The sequence below is a fragment of the Pseudomonas sp. MWU12-2319 genome (genome assembly GCF_023242525.1).
GTDB lineage: Bacteria > Pseudomonadota > Gammaproteobacteria > Pseudomonadales > Pseudomonadaceae > Aquipseudomonas > Aquipseudomonas gingeri_D.
In genome coordinates this window covers 59562-74192 of record NZ_JALJES010000003.1, presented here as the reverse complement: position 1 = coordinate 74192, position 14631 = coordinate 59562, and the positions used below count along the sequence as shown (strand labels likewise).

At 60.6% G+C, this 14631-nt stretch carries 14 protein-coding genes; 11 read left to right on the top strand and 3 right to left on the bottom strand.

All coding sequences use genetic code 11. From position 1 onward, the window contains the following. The first annotated feature begins 117 nt into the window (after positions 1-117). Both M5C01_RS05905 and M5C01_RS05900 read left to right on the top strand, forming a co-directional pair. Entirely contained in the window at positions 118-552 is a 435-nt protein-coding gene (locus tag M5C01_RS05905) for a type II toxin-antitoxin system RatA family toxin (protein ID WP_103494947.1), read from the top strand. Then, positions 545-859: an RnfH family protein gene (locus tag M5C01_RS05900; RefSeq protein ID WP_152737632.1), complete on the top strand. Its 315-nt coding sequence runs from the start codon at positions 545-547 to the stop codon at positions 857-859. The genes M5C01_RS05905 and M5C01_RS05900 overlap by 8 nt, the downstream gene beginning before the upstream one ends. A 44-nt stretch (positions 860-903) precedes the next feature. On the opposite strand, the gene M5C01_RS05895 is transcribed toward M5C01_RS05900, so the two are convergent. Beyond that, a complete protein-coding gene (locus M5C01_RS05895) occupies positions 904-1428 on the bottom strand; it encodes an outer membrane protein assembly factor BamE (RefSeq protein ID WP_103494945.1) in 525 nt (174 codons plus the stop codon). Positions 1429-1525: 97 nt separating this feature from the next. On the opposite strand from M5C01_RS05895, the gene fur reads away from it, so the two are divergent. Further along, entirely contained in the window at positions 1526-1933 is a 408-nt protein-coding gene (gene fur, locus M5C01_RS05890) for a ferric iron uptake transcriptional regulator (protein ID WP_103494944.1), read from the top strand. A 99-nt stretch (positions 1934-2032) separates the two neighbouring features. Here the strand turns inward: fur and recN are convergent, their stop codons facing one another. Continuing rightward, positions 2033-3706, bottom strand: a complete 1674-nt coding sequence (gene recN / locus M5C01_RS05885; RefSeq protein ID WP_103494943.1) for a DNA repair protein RecN — start codon at positions 3704-3706, stop codon at positions 2033-2035. Positions 3707-3948: 242 nt separating this feature from the next. On the opposite strand from recN, the gene grpE reads away from it, so the two are divergent. The 8 genes from grpE (at position 3949) to M5C01_RS05845 (ending at position 14301) form a co-directional block, all read left to right on the top strand. Then, complete coding sequence (gene grpE / locus M5C01_RS05880) at positions 3949-4515, top strand: nucleotide exchange factor GrpE (RefSeq protein WP_103494942.1); 567 nt, start codon at positions 3949-3951, stop codon at positions 4513-4515. 102 nt (positions 4516-4617) lie between these two features. After that, positions 4618-6537 (top strand): molecular chaperone DnaK, encoded by a 1920-nt coding sequence (gene dnaK, locus M5C01_RS05875; RefSeq protein ID WP_103494941.1) that lies wholly within the window; start codon positions 4618-4620, stop codon positions 6535-6537. A gap of 193 nt (positions 6538-6730) precedes the next feature. Continuing rightward, positions 6731-7855 (top strand): molecular chaperone DnaJ, encoded by a 1125-nt coding sequence (gene dnaJ, locus M5C01_RS05870; RefSeq protein WP_103494940.1) that lies wholly within the window; start codon positions 6731-6733, stop codon positions 7853-7855. Positions 7856-7865: 10 nt separating this feature from the next. Further along, positions 7866-8672 carry a 4-hydroxy-tetrahydrodipicolinate reductase gene (gene dapB / locus M5C01_RS05865; RefSeq protein WP_152737631.1) on the top strand — a complete coding sequence of 269 codons (807 nt, stop codon included), beginning with the start codon at positions 7866-7868 and terminating at the stop codon, positions 8670-8672. 259 nt (positions 8673-8931) lie between these two features. Further along, on the top strand, positions 8932-10068 hold the full coding sequence (gene carA, locus M5C01_RS05860; RefSeq protein ID WP_152737630.1) for a glutamine-hydrolyzing carbamoyl-phosphate synthase small subunit: 1137 nt from the start codon (positions 8932-8934) through the stop codon (positions 10066-10068). 105 nt (positions 10069-10173) lie between these two features. Beyond that, positions 10174-13395, top strand: a complete 3222-nt coding sequence (gene carB / locus M5C01_RS05855) for a carbamoyl-phosphate synthase large subunit (RefSeq protein WP_152737629.1) — start codon at positions 10174-10176, stop codon at positions 13393-13395. Then, complete coding sequence (gene greA / locus M5C01_RS05850) at positions 13392-13868, top strand: transcription elongation factor GreA (RefSeq protein ID WP_103494936.1); 477 nt, start codon at positions 13392-13394, stop codon at positions 13866-13868. The genes carB and greA overlap by 4 nt, the downstream gene beginning before the upstream one ends. Before the next feature lie 28 nt (positions 13869-13896). After that, entirely contained in the window at positions 13897-14301 is a 405-nt protein-coding gene (locus M5C01_RS05845) for an MFS transporter (RefSeq protein WP_152737628.1), read from the top strand. Between the two features lie 10 nt (positions 14302-14311). Here M5C01_RS05845 and yhbY read toward each other — a convergent pair whose 3' ends face one another. Then, positions 14312-14620, bottom strand: a complete 309-nt coding sequence (yhbY, locus tag M5C01_RS05840) for a ribosome assembly RNA-binding protein YhbY (protein ID WP_100939603.1) — start codon at positions 14618-14620, stop codon at positions 14312-14314. Between the last annotated feature and the right edge of the window lie 11 nt (positions 14621-14631).

Here is a 14631-nt window from a genome sequence, read left to right as displayed (position 1 = left end):
TTATAGGGAGTTGCGCGTCACTCGGCTACGGTGAAGCTGCGTGCTTGAGCGCGTAGGATGAATCCCGGACAATGCGCGCACTTTTGTTTGCCGCCCAGCTGTGGAATCAACGCTGACATGACGACCCATATTCAACGTTCGGCCTTGCTGCCTTACCCGGCACAGGCGCTTTATGACCTGGTGAACGACGTGGCGCGTTACCCGGAGTTCCTGCCGTGGTGCTCGACGGCCCAGGTGCTGGAAAGCTCGGAGGTGCACATGCGTGCCACGCTGGGGGTAGCCAAGGCGGGCTTGAGCCAGCATTTCGTCACCCGCAATACGCTGCTGCCGGGGCACTCGATTGAAATGAACCTGGAAGAGGGGCCGTTCACTCAGTTGCACGGTGTCTGGGTGTTCAAGCCCCTGGGGGAGAAAGCCTGCAAGATCAGCCTGGACATGACCTTCGATTATGCCGGGCCCCTCGTGCGGGCAACCCTGGGACCGCTGTTCAATCAGGCGGCCAATACCCTGGTGGATGCCTTCTGTCAGCGGGCCAAGCAACTCCATGGTTGAGCCCATGATCGCGATAGAGGTGGTTTACGCCGATATCGGGCGTCAGTGCCTGCAGGCGGTTTCAGTGCCGGCGGGAACGACGTTGCGGGCGGCGGTGCGCCTGTCGGGGATCGCCGAGCAGTTTCCCGGGCTGGATGTAGCAAGCTGTCCGCTGGGGATTTTCGGCAAGGCGATCGCCGATGCCGATAGCCGCACGGTGGAGGAGGGCGATCGCATCGAAATCTATCGTCCCTTGCTGGCCGATCCCAAGGAAGTCCGGCGCCTGCGTGCGGAAAAAGCGGCCAAGGCCAAGGCGCAAAACCTGTAGCCAAAAAAAAGCCCGGACATCCGGGCTTTTTTTGTACCGCCGTTTTACTGCGGCGTGGTGTCCAGCGGTTGCGGCGTCGGAACCGGTACGGCTTTTACGCCGTCGACATCCTTCTGGATCTGGTCCAGCAGCGAACCCGGCTTGACCGGCTTCTCAGGTTGCGGCTTCTCGGCATTCTGCGCCGGAGCGTTCACTTGTGTGCCGTCCTTGCCCAGGATCGCTTCGTCACGGCTTACGCCGGGCTTGAAGTCGCCGGACAGGCTGGCGAGTTGATCATTGGCATTGAAGATCAGGCTGACACGCTCCTGTTGGCGTTCACCGCCACCGGGCTGCAGGCTATACAGGTAATCCCAGCGATTGGGGTGGAATGTGTCGACCAACAGAGGGTTGCCCATGATAAACCTTACTTGCTTGCGGGTCATTCCCGGGCGCAACTGGTCTATCATGTCCTGCGTGACGACATTGCCCTGTTGGATGTCGATTTTGTAAACCCCGGGGAATGAACAACCGGCGAGTGCGAGCAGTCCCACTAAGGTAAAACTGGTTAGCAACAGCTTGGTGTTTTGCATCGGTGGGCGACTTCCACTATCTTGGCTGGGACAACGTAAACCCCGATCATACCCGTATTAAGAGAAGCTGCGAAGCAGCATCGCGAGAAAGCTGACCATGGTTGAAAATAGCGAACTACGTAAAGCCGGCTTAAAAGTGACTCTGCCACGGGTCAAGATTCTGCAAATGCTTGATTCCGCCGAGCAGCGTCACATGAGCGCCGAGGATGTCTACAAGGCGCTGATGGAAGCGGGCGAGGATGTTGGCCTGGCAACGGTCTACCGTGTACTGACCCAGTTCGAAGCGGCCGGGTTGGTGGTTCGCCACAATTTCGATGGCGGCCATGCGGTCTTCGAGCTGGCGGACGGCGGGCACCACGATCATATGGTCAACGTGGATACCAGCGAGGTGATCGAATTCACCAGCCCGGAAATCGAGAAGCTGCAGAAGGCTATCGCCGAAGAGCACGATTTCGAGCTGGTGGACCACAATCTGGTGCTGTACGTACGTAAAAAGAAAAAATAAGTCTGTCGCGGATACCGGTTCGCGAAGCGAACAAAGGCGACCCTAGGGTCGCCTTTGTGTTTTTTGTTGCCGGATTTTTCCGGGTGTCGATATCTGGACTCAGGCTTTGGCCGTGATCACCATTTTTTTCGCGTGGGCCAGGGACTCCTTGGTCAGGTCGATGCCCCCGAGCATGCGCGCGACTTCTTCGATCCGTTCAGCCTTGCTCAGTTTCGAGACTGCCGTACGGGTGGCATCGCTGCCACGCATCTTGTGCACAAATAGATGGTGGTGCCCTTGCGCCGCTACTTGCGGCAGGTGCGTGACGGTCAGTACCTGCCCGCGCTCGCCGAGGCGGCGCAGCAGTTGGCCGACGATCTCGGCGGTCGGGCCGCCGATACCCACGTCCACTTCGTCGAACACCAGGGTCGGGATGCGCGAGGTCTGTGCGGTGATGACCTGGATCGCCAGGCTGATCCGTGACAGCTCGCCCCCCGAGGCCACCTTGGCCAGGGCCTTGAGCGGCTGACCGGGGTTGGCGCTGACCAGCAATTCGACCAGTTCAAGGCCATAAGGCAGCGGCTCGTTGCTGGTGTTGGCGTGCAGTTCGATGCTGAAGCGTCCGCCTGGCATGCCCAGGCGCTGGATTTCCTGTTCCACGGCATTGGCGAGGCCGGTCGCCGCTTGATGACGTAGATCACTAAGTTCCCGTGCCCGTTCCTGATAGTGTCGGGCATAAGCCGCGAGTTCTTCGGTGAGGCGCTCGATGGCTTCGTCATTGGCATTGAGGGTTTCGATTTCATCCAGCAGCTTTTGCTGGAGGGTCGCTACCTCCGTTGGCTGGATGCGGTGCTTGCGCGCCAGGGTGTAGATCGCGTCCAGGCGCTCCTCCAGCTGTTGCAACCGGGCCGGGTCGGCGTCGAAGTGGTCGAGGAAGCGGTTCAGTTCGCCGACGGCTTCCTCGACCTGGATCTGCGCGCTGGCCAGCAGGTTGGTGGCTTCGCCCAGTGAGCCGGAGCCGTTGCTGACGCTGGACAGGCGATTGAGGCTCGCGGTCAGGGCATTGAGCACATTGCCCGAGTCGCTTTCACTGCACTGTTCCACCACTTGGCGGCAGATGCCGAGCAGGGTTTCGGCGTTGGTCAGGTTCTTGTGTTCCTGCTCCAGGTCCCCCAGCTCGTTTTCCCCCAGGCCGAGGTTCTCGAGTTCTTCGAGCTGGTAGCTGAGCAGTTGGTGGCGGGCGCGCTGTTCGTCGCCGGAATTGGAGAGGCGCTCCAGTTCCTGGCGGGTCTGGCGCCAGCGCTGGGCGGCAAGCTGTACCTGGCGGGCGAGGTCGGTGGCGCCGGCGTATTCGTCGAGCAGTCGGCGATGGGTGTCGGTTTTCAGCAGGGACTGGTGTTCGTGCTGGCTGTGAATGTCGATCAGCAGTTCGCCGAGGGCCTTGAGGTCGCCCTGGGGGCACGGCGAGCCGTTGATATAGCCGCGCGAGCGACCTTCGGCGGTAATGACCCGGCGCAGGATGCACGGACCGTCGTTGTCGAGGTCGCGTTCGGCGAGCCAGGCCCGGGCCTCGGGAATGTCTTCGAGGTCGAAGGTGGCGAGGATATCGGCCTTGTCCGCGCCGGGCCGGACCACGCCGCTGTCGGCGCGATCGCCCAGGGTCAGCCCGAGGGCGTCGAGCATGATCGACTTGCCGGCGCCGGTTTCGCCAGTGATTACGCTCATCCCGCGATCCAGTTCCAGATCGAGATGTTCGACGATTGCGTAGTTATGTACGGACAGGTGCACCAGCATGAAGGCCGCTCCCAGGCTTTAGGTCTGGTTATTTATACAGTGTTTTGATTTGCGCTGACAATGCTTGCCCTTAGTTCGATTGGCTTGAATGTCGGGGTTTCTTAGCGCGATCTGTAACCGCGCGCGGATGGACCGGGGTGCGATTGCCGTACTGGCGGCCCTTGAACCTGGAAATTGCGACCCCATATATCGGGGCAGAAGCGCGAGTCGAGCTCGCAGACGATATTGAAAGGAGGTTTTTTATGGCTGACGAACAGACTCTGGATTCGCAAAATCAGGAAGCCGGCTCGGCCGCACAGGCTCAGGGCGACGATCTGGCTACCCGCGTCCAGGTGCTCGAAGAGCAACTGGCAGCGGCGCAGGATCAAGGGTTGCGTGTCGCGGCCGACCTGCAGAACATCCGCCGGCGTGCCGAGCAGGATGTGGAAAAGGCGCACAAATTCGCCCTGGAGAAGTTCGCCGGCGACCTGCTGCCGATCATCGACAGCCTGGAGCGCGGTCTGGACCTGTCCAACCCGGACGATGAAAACATCCGGCCGATGCGCGAAGGCATCGAGCTGACCCTGAAGATGTTCCAGGACACCCTCAAGCGTTATCAGCTGGAAGCCATCGACCCCCACGGCGAGCCCTTCAACGCCTCCCTGCACCAGGCCATGGCCATGCAGGAAAGCGCCGAGGTTGAGCCCAACAGCGTGCTGAAGGTGTTCCAGAAAGGCTATCAGCTGCACGGTCGCCTGCTGCGCCCGGCGATGGTTGTGGTCAGCAAGGCGGTGGCGCCGGTTTCGCCGACGATCGACGAGCAGGCTTGAAATCGGCTGCAAGGCCCCCCATCTACAAGTCAAGCGTTTAAGTGCTACCACAGTTGGCCATAACCGCTGCGGTAAAAAAAATCAAAGTTTCGGGAGAGTGAAATGGGCAAAATTATCGGTATCGACCTGGGGACTACCAACTCCTGCGTCTCCATTCTTGAAAACGGCAAGGCCAAAGTGATCGAAAACGCCGAGGGTGCACGCACCACGCCGTCGATCATTGCCTACGCCAACGATGGCGAAATCCTGGTTGGCCAGTCGGCCAAGCGCCAGGCAGTGACCAATCCGCATAACACCCTGTACGCGGTGAAGCGTCTGATCGGTCGCAAGTTCGACGAAGAAGTCGTTCAGAAAGACATCAAGATGGTCCCTTACAAAATCGCCAAGGCTGACAACGGCGACGCTTGGGTTGAAGTGAACGGCCAGAAAATGGCGCCGCCACAGATCTCGGCTGAAATCCTGAAGAAGATGAAGAAAACCGCCGAAGACTACCTCGGCGAGACTGTGACCGAAGCGGTCATCACCGTTCCGGCCTACTTCAACGACAGCCAGCGCCAGGCCACCAAGGACGCCGGTCGTATCGCCGGTCTGGACGTCAAGCGCATCATCAACGAACCGACCGCGGCCGCTCTGGCCTACGGTATGGACAAGGCCAAGGGCGACCACACCGTCATCGTTTATGACCTGGGTGGCGGTACCTTCGACGTGTCCGTGATCGAAATCGCCGAAGTCGATGGCGAGCATCAGTTCGAAGTGTTGGCCACCAACGGTGACACCTTCCTCGGTGGTGAAGACTTTGACATTCGTCTGATCGACTACCTCGTCGACGAATTCAAGAAAGAAAGCGGCATGAACCTCAAAGGTGACCCGCTGGCCATGCAGCGCCTGAAAGAAGCTGCTGAAAAAGCCAAGATCGAGCTGTCCTCGGCTCAGTCGACCGACGTCAACCTGCCGTACATCACCGCAGATGCCACCGGTCCCAAGCACTTGAACGTGAAAATCTCCCGCGCCAAGCTGGAAGCGCTGGTGGAAGACCTGGTTCAGCGCACCATCGAACCTTGCCGCATTGCGCTGAAAGACGCCGGTATCGACGTCGCCAAGATCAACGACGTGATCCTGGTCGGTGGTCAGACCCGTATGCCGCTGGTGCAGAAGCTGGTAACCGACTTCTTCGGTAAAGAAGCCCGTAAAGACGTCAACCCGGACGAAGCCGTTGCCATGGGTGCAGCTATCCAGGGTGCCGTTCTGGCCGGTGACGTGAAGGACGTTCTGCTGCTCGACGTCAGCCCGCTGACCCTGGGTATCGAAACCATGGGTGGCGTGATGACCGCGCTGATCGAGAAAAACACCACGATTCCTACCAAGAAATCGCAAGTGTTCTCGACTGCCGACGACAACCAGGGCGCCGTGACCATCCATGTCCTGCAGGGTGAGCGTAAGCAAGCCACGCAGAACAAGTCCCTGGGCAAGTTCGACCTGGCCGAGATTCCACCAGCGCCACGTGGCGTGCCACAGATCGAAGTGACTTTCGACATCGACGCCAACGGCATCCTGCACGTCGGCGCGAAGGACAAGGCCACCGGCAAAGAGCAGAAGATCACCATCAAGGCCAACTCCGGCCTGTCGGATGAAGAAATCCAGCAGATGATTCGTGATGCCGAGCTCAATGCCGAAGAAGATCGCAAGTTCGAAGAGCTGGCCAGTGCCCGCAACCAGGGTGATGCCCTGGTGCATTCGACGCGCAAGATGGTTGCTGACGCCGGTGACAAGGTGACCGCCGAAGAGAAAACCGCGATCGAAGCGGCTGTGGTTGCCCTGGAAGCCGCTGTCAAAGGCGACGACAAGGCCGCTATCGAAGCCAAGGTCGAGGAACTGTCCAAGGTCTCCGCGCCTGTGGCCCAGAAGATGTACGCCGAACAGGGCGCCAAGCCTGAAGCCGGTGCACAACCTGCCCAGGAAGAAGCGCACCACAAGGATGACGTCGTCGACGCTGAGTTCGAAGAAGTCAAAGAACACAAGTAACCACTTGTAGGTCAACCGGTTGACTGCCCTTGAGCGGTGACTGGTAGGATGTCGCCGCGCGGGAGCTTGCTCCCGCGTTGGCGTGTCTGGAATAGACGAATTTTTACAGCATGCGACAGTGTTCGGGTGCTGGTGGTAGGGGCGGGACTGTTCCGGTCGGTTGTCCCGAACATCCTCAAGAGTGCAAAGAATCATGGCAAAGCGTGACTATTACGAGGTTTTGGGGGTCGAGCGTGGCTCCAGCGAGGCGGACCTGAAAAAAGCGTACCGCCGCCTCGCGATGAAACATCACCCGGACCGTAATCCGGATGACAAGGCGTCGGAAGAGCTGTTCAAGGAGGCCAACGAGGCCTACGAAGTACTGTCCGATTCCAGCAAGCGTGCAGCCTACGACCAGTACGGCCATGCGGGCGTCGACCCGAGCATGGGTGGCGGCGGTGCCGGTTTCGGCGGGCAGAATTTCTCCGATATCTTCGGCGATGTATTCAGCGATTTCTTTGGTGGCGGTCGCGGCGGTTCCCGTGGTGGTGCACAGCGCGGCAGTGATCTGCGCTACACCCTGGAACTGAATCTGGAAGAAGCGGTACGCGGTACCACCGTCAATATCCGCGTTCCGACGCTGGTCAACTGCAAGCCGTGCGACGGTTCCGGGGCCAAGAAAGGTTCCGCGCCGATCACTTGCCCGACCTGTGGCGGTATCGGCCAGGTGCGCATGCAGCAAGGCTTCTTCTCGGTGCAGCAGACCTGCCCGCGTTGCCATGGCCAGGGCAAGATCATTTCCGATCCGTGCGATTCCTGCCATGGTCAGGGCCGCGTGGAAGAGTATAAGACCCTGTCGGTGAAAGTGCCGTCGGGCGTCGATACCGGTGACCGTATTCGCCTGTCCGGCGAAGGCGAGGCGGGTACCCAGGGTGGTCCGACCGGCGATCTGTATGTCGTGATCAATGTCCGCGAACACGATATTTTCCAGCGCGACGGCAAGCATCTGTTCTGCGAGGTGCCGATCAGCTTCGTCGACGCGGCCCTGGGTGGCGAGCTGGAAGTGCCGACCCTGGACGGTCGCGTCAAGTTGAAGATTCCGGAAGGGACCCAGACCGGCAAGCAGTTCCGTCTGCGCGGCAAGGGTGTTGCGCCCGTGCGTGGCGGCGGTGCGGGTGACCTGATGTGCCGTGTGGCCGTCGAGACCCCGGTGAACCTGAGCCGTCGCCAGCGTGAGTTGCTCGAAGAGTTCCGCTCCTCCCTGGACGGTGACAGCTCTCATTCGCCCAAGGCCAGCGGTTGGTTCGAAGGCATGAAGCGTTTCTTCGGCGACCTGTAAGGAGCGAGGCATGCGACGTATAGCTGTGATGGGCGCCGCCGGGCGCATGGGCAAGATCCTGATCGAAGCGGTGCAGCAACGCGCTCCGCTCACCGCTCTGACGGCGGCGATCGTCCGTCCCGGCAGTTCGCTGGTCGGTGCGGATGCCGGCGAGTTGGCTTCGTTGGGGCGTATCGGCGTGCCGTTGTCCGAGGGGTTGGATGCGCTGGCGGATGGGTTTGATGTGCTGATCGACTTCACGCTGCCGGAAGTGATGCTGAAAAACCTGGCGTTCTGTCGCCAGGCGGGCAAGGCCATGGTGATCGGTACTACCGGCCTGAGCGCCGAGCAGAAGCAGTTGCTGGTGGAGGCGGGCAAGGATATTCCCATCGTCTTCGCCGCCAATTTCAGTGTCGGGGTCAATCTGTCGCTGAAGTTGCTCGCGCTGACCGCTCGGGTGATGGGCGATGAAGCGGATATCGAGATTATCGAGACGCATCATCGGCACAAGGTCGATTCGCCTTCGGGAACGGCCATGCGCATGGGCGAGGTGATTGCCGATACCCTGGGCCGTGATCTGCAGAAGGTCGCGGTCTATGGTCGCGAAGGTCATGTCGGTGCGCGGGCACATGACACCATCGGTTTTGCCACGGTGCGCGGCGGTGACGTGGTCGGTGATCACACCGTGCTGTTCGCCACCGAAGGTGAGCGCCTGGAGATCACCCACAAGGCTTCGAGTCGCATGACCTTCGCCAAGGGCGCGGTGCGTGCGGCATTGTGGCTGGATGGCAAGGCGCCAGGCCTGTACGATATGCAGGATGTGCTCGAACTGCACTGATTGATGTCCCGGGAGCAGGGTTGGCAAGGTCTGCCCGCCCTGTTTCGCACCGCAAAGCGACGCCCTGTCGCATTCCCTGGCCTTTTCGGCTCATTAGCGGTGGATTAAAAAAGCCCTTTTCTGTAAGCTACAGCTTTAGTGTGTCCACTAAAAGCGCGCAGAATAATTCAGTGAACGAGCGGGGTGACGTGTCCATACGTCATTCCGCTTTTTTACAACCTGCGATCGCCCTTTCAGGCTTTATTTACGGGAGGTCTTCTTGACTAAGCCAGCCATACTCGCCCTTGCTGATGGCAGCATTTTTCGCGGCGAAGCCATTGGAGCCGACGGTCAGACCGTTGGTGAGGTGGTGTTCAACACCGCCATGACCGGCTATCAGGAAATCCTTACCGATCCTTCCTATGCCCAGCAAATCGTTACCCTGACCTACCCGCACATCGGCAACACCGGCACCACGCCGGAAGATGTCGAGTCCGATCGTGTCTGGTCCGCCGGCCTGGTCATTCGCGACCTGCCGCTGGTAGCGAGCAACTGGCGTAACACCATGTCGCTGTCCGATTACCTGAAGGCCAACAACGTGGTGGCCATCGCTGGTATCGACACCCGTCGCCTGACCCGCATCCTGCGGGAAAAAGGCTCGCAGAACGGCTGCATCATGGCCGGCGACAATATTTCCGAAGCCGCGGCGATCGCCGCCGCGCAAGGCTTCCCAGGCCTGAAGGGCATGGACCTGGCGAAAGTCGTCAGCACCACCGAGCAGTACGAGTGGCGCTCGACGGTCTGGGACTTGAAGACCGACAGCCACGCGACCATCGAAGCCTCCGAGCTGCCTTACCATGTCGTGGCTTACGACTACGGGATCAAGCACAACATCCTGCGCATGCTGGTCGAGCGCGGCTGCCGCGTGACGGTCGTGCCGGCGCAAACCCCGGCCAGCGATGTTCTGGCCCTGCAGCCGGACGGCGTGTTCCTGTCCAACGGCCCGGGCGATCCCGAGCCATGCGACTACGCTATCCAGGCGATCAAGGACGTGCTGGAAACCGAGATCCCGGTGTTCGGTATCTGCCTGGGTCACCAGCTGCTGGCCCTGGCCTCCGGCGCCAAGACCCTGAAAATGGGTCACGGCCATCACGGTGCCAACCACCCGGTCCAGGACCTGGACACCGGCGTTGTCATGATCACCAGCCAGAACCACGGTTTTGCCGTGGATGAAGCGACCCTGCCGGGCAATGTCCGGGCGATTCACAAGTCGCTGTTCGACGGCTCCCTGCAAGGCATCGAGCGCACCGACAAGAGCGCGTTCAGCTTCCAGGGCCACCCTGAAGCCAGCCCGGGCCCGAACGACGTTGCACCGCTGTTCGATCGCTTCATCAATGAGATGGCCAAGCGCCGTTGATCGCCTGAATGCCCAGGGCGGCCCCGCGGCGCGGCGGCCCCCTCGGTTTCTTCAAGGATTGTTCAACGGCTTGCCGACTGACCTGCGGATTTGAGTGACAAACCCATGCCAAAACGTACAGACATAAAAAGCATCCTGATTCTCGGTGCCGGCCCGATCGTGATCGGCCAGGCCTGCGAATTCGACTACTCCGGCGCCCAGGCCTGCAAGGCCCTGCGCGAAGAGGGTTACCGCGTCATCCTGGTGAACTCCAACCCGGCCACCATCATGACCGACCCGGCCATGGCCGACGCCACCTACATCGAACCGATCAAGTGGCAGACCGTGGCCAAGATCATCGAGAAGGAGCGTCCGGACGCCCTGCTGCCGACCATGGGTGGCCAGACCGCCCTGAACTGCGCCCTGGACCTGGAGCGCGAAGGCGTGCTCGAGAAGTTCGGCGTGGAAATGATCGGTGCCAACGCCGACACCATCGACAAGGCCGAAGACCGTTCGCGTTTCGACAAGGCGATGAAATCCATCGGCCTGGACTGCCCGCGTTCCGGTATCGCCCACAGCATGGAAGAGGCCAATGCGGTCCTCGAGAAGCTCGGCTTCCCGTGCATCATCCGTCCGTCCTTCACCATGGGCGGCACCGGTGGCGGTATCGCCTACAACCGTGAAGAGTTCGAAGAAATCTGCGCCCGTGGCCTGGACCTGTCGCCGACCAAGGAACTGCTGATCGACGAGTCGCTGATCGGCTGGAAAGAGTACGAGATGGAGGTGGTCCGCGATAAAAAGGACAACTGCATCATCGTCTGCTCCATCGAGAACTTCGACCCGATGGGCGTGCACACCGGCGACTCGATCACCGTTGCTCCAGCGCAGACCCTGACCGACAAGGAATACCAGATCCTGCGTAACGCCTCCCTGGCGGTACTGCGCGAGATCGGCGTGGAAACCGGTGGTTCCAACGTTCAGTTCGGCATCTGCCCGGACACCGGCCGCATGGTCGTGATCGAGATGAACCCGCGGGTATCGCGTTCCTCGGCCCTGGCTTCGAAAGCCACCGGCTTCCCGATCGCCAAGGTCGCGGCCAAGCTGGCCGTGGGTTACACCCTGGACGAGCTGTCGAACGACATCACCGGCGGCAAGACCCCGGCGTCCTTCGAACCGTCCATCGACTACGTCGTGACCAAGCTGCCGCGCTTCGCCTTCGAGAAGTTCTCGAAAGCCGACGCGCGCCTGACCACCCAGATGAAGTCGGTCGGTGAAGTCATGGCCATCGGCCGGACCTTTCAGGAATCCCTGCAGAAAGCCCTGCGCGGCCTGGAAGTGGGGGTTTGCGGCCTGGACGAGAAGCTCGACCTGAGCAACCCGGAAAGCATGAACGTGCTCAAGCGCGAGCTGACCGTGCCGGGCGCCGAGCGTATCTGGTACGTGGCCGACGCCTTCCGCGCCGGTATGACCGTCGAAGAAATCTTCGGCATGAACATGATCGATCCATGGTTCCTGGTGCAGATCGAAGATCTGATCAAGGACGAAGAGAAGGTCAAGACCCTGGGTCTGTCGGCCATCGACCGCGACCTGATGTTCCGCCTCAAGCGCAAGGGCTTCTCCGACATGCGTCTGGCCAAGCTGCTGGGCGTCACCGAGAAAAACCTGCGGACCCACCGCCACAAGCTGGAAGTGTTCCCGGTCTACAAGCGCGTCGACACCTGCGCGGCCGAGTTCGCCACCGACACCGCCTACCTCTACTCGACGTACGAAGAAGAGTGCGAGGCCGCGCCATCGGGTCGCGACAAGATCATGATCCTCGGCGGCGGTCCGAACCGTATCGGCCAGGGCATCGAGTTCGACTACTGCTGTGTACACGCGGCCCTGGCGCTGCGCGAAGACGGGTACGAGACCATCATGGTCAACTGCAACCCGGAAACCGTGTCCACCGACTACGACACCTCCGATCGCCTGTACTTCGAGCCGGTGACCCTGGAAGACGTGCTGGAAATCGTCCGTGTCGAGAAACCGAAAGGCGTGATCGTCCAGTACGGCGGCCAGACCCCGTTGAAACTGGCTCGTGCCCTGGAAGCGGCCGGCGTGCCGATCATCGGCACCAGCCCCGACGCCATCGACCGTGCCGAAGACCGTGAGCGCTTCCAGCAGATGGTCGAGCGCCTGAACCTGCGTCAGCCGCCAAACGCCACCGTGCGCAGCGAAGACGAAGCGATTCGTGCCGCGAGCAAGATCGGTTACCCGCTGGTGGTGCGTCCGTCCTACGTACTGGGCGGTCGGGCGATGGAAATCGTCTACGAAGAAGAAGAGCTCAAGCGTTACCTGCGTGATGCGGTGAAAGTCTCCAACGACAGCCCGGTGCTGCTGGACCACTTCCTCAACTGCGCCATCGAAATGGACGTGGATGCGGTCTGCGACGGCACCGACGTGGTGATCGGCGCGATCATGCAGCACATCGAGCAGGCCGGCGTTCACTCCGGTGACTCCGCGTGCTCGCTGCCGCCGTACTCGCTGCCGGCGCATATCCAGGACGAGATGCGCGACCAGGTCAAGAAAATGGCCCTGGAATTGGGCGTTGTCGGCCTGATGAACGTGCAGTTGGCCTTGCAAGGCGAAGATATCTACGTCATCGAAGTCAACCCGCGCGCCTCGCGGACCGTGCCGTTCGTCTCCAAGTGCATCGGTGTCTCCCTGGCCATGATCGCCGCCCGCGTGATGGCCGGTAAGACCCTGAAGGAACTGAACTTCACCAAGGAAATCATTCCGAACTTCTACAGCGTGAAAGAGGCGGTGTTCCCCTTCGCCAAATTCCCTGGCGTGGACCCGATCCTGGGCCCCGAGATGAAGTCCACCGGTGAAGTGATGGGCGTCGGCGACACCTTCGGCGAAGCCTTCGCCAAGGCCCAGATGGGTGCCAGCGAAGTGCTGCCGACCGGCGGTACCGCCTTTATCAGCGTGCGTGATGACGACAAGCCACTGGTTGCAGGCGTGGCCCGTGATCTGATCAACTTGGGCTTCGAAGTGGTGGCAACTGCCGGCACGGCCAAGCTGATCGAAGCGGCCGGGCTGAAAGTGCGCCGGGTCAACAAGGTGACGGAAGGTCGTCCGCACGTCGTCGACATGATCAAGAATGACGAAGTCACCCTGATCATCAACACGACCGAAGGCCGTCAGTCGATCGCTGACTCGTACTCCATTCGTCGTAACGCGCTGCAGCACAAGATCTACTGCACCACTACCATTGCTGCTGGCGAAGCCATCTGCGAAGCGCTCAAGTTCGGTCCGGAGAAGACCGTGCGTCGCTTGCAGGATCTACACGCAGGATTGAAGGCATGATCAAATACCCCATGACCGTCCAGGGCGCGAAAGCCCTGGAAGAAGAGCATGCTCACCTGACCAAGGTCGTCCGTCCGAAGCTGAGCCAGGACATCGGTACGGCCCGCGAGCTGGGTGACTTGAAGGAAAACGCCGAATACCACGCTGCTCGCGAGCAGCAGGGTATGGTCGAGGCGCGGATCCGTGACATCGAAGGTCGCATGCAGAACGCGGTGATCATCGACGTCACGACCATCCCGCACACCGGCAAGGTGATTTTTGGCACCACCGTGGAAATCGCCAACGTCGAAACCGACGAAAGCGTGGTTTACCACATCGTGGGTGAAGACGAAGCCGACTTCAAACTCGGCAAGATCTCCGTCGGCTCACCGCTGGCCCGCGCCTTGATTGCCAAGGAAGAGGGTGACGTGGTAGCTGTCAAAACGCCGAGTGGCGTTATCGAGTACGAGATTGTTGAAGTCCGCCACATCTGAACGCCGGCGCCCGCTACGTGCGGGCGCCATGCTCTGGCAGCTGACCCAGATGCTCTGGGTCGGCGGCCTGTGGCTGCTGCACATCGGCTTGTTGCCGGTGTTGACGAAAATCGGCCTGGCACCGCTGCTGATCGACGAGATCAATAGCCTGCTGGGCTCTTTATTGATAGGGTTTGCCACGGTGTGTGTGATCGTGCAGACCTTGGTGTTGCTCCAGGCCGAAGGCCGGGCAAGCCTCTGGCGCGATACGCGCGGGCAATTGCTGCTGATGTCGCTGTATGCGTGCGGGATGTATTTCGCGGTGCGTACCTGGCTGCCGGATGCATTGCGCTGGCAGTTGTTCAGTTACCTGGTGCTCGGCCTTTGCGGCCTGGTGCTGGTGCTGCAACCGGTGCCGGGCGAGAGTGGCAGGGTACGCACGGCGTACCCTTGACCCGTCTACGTCACTTGAAGCGATGGACGTTGGACAACTGCTTGTTGACGCTGAAGTTCTTGCGATACAGCAGCGCCATCTTGCCGATGACTTGCACCAGATCCGCCTTGCCGGCCTTGCACAGTTGCGCAATGGCCTCCAGGCGCGATTCGCGGTCGAGGATATTGAGCTTGATCTTGATCAGCTCATGATCGCCCAATGCGCGTTCAAGCTCGGCTAACACACCTTCGGTCAAACCGTTGTCAGCCACAGTCAATACTGGTTTCAGATGGTGGCCGATGGATTTGTACTGTTTCTTCTGCTCTTGAGTGAGCGGCATAATCTGACCCC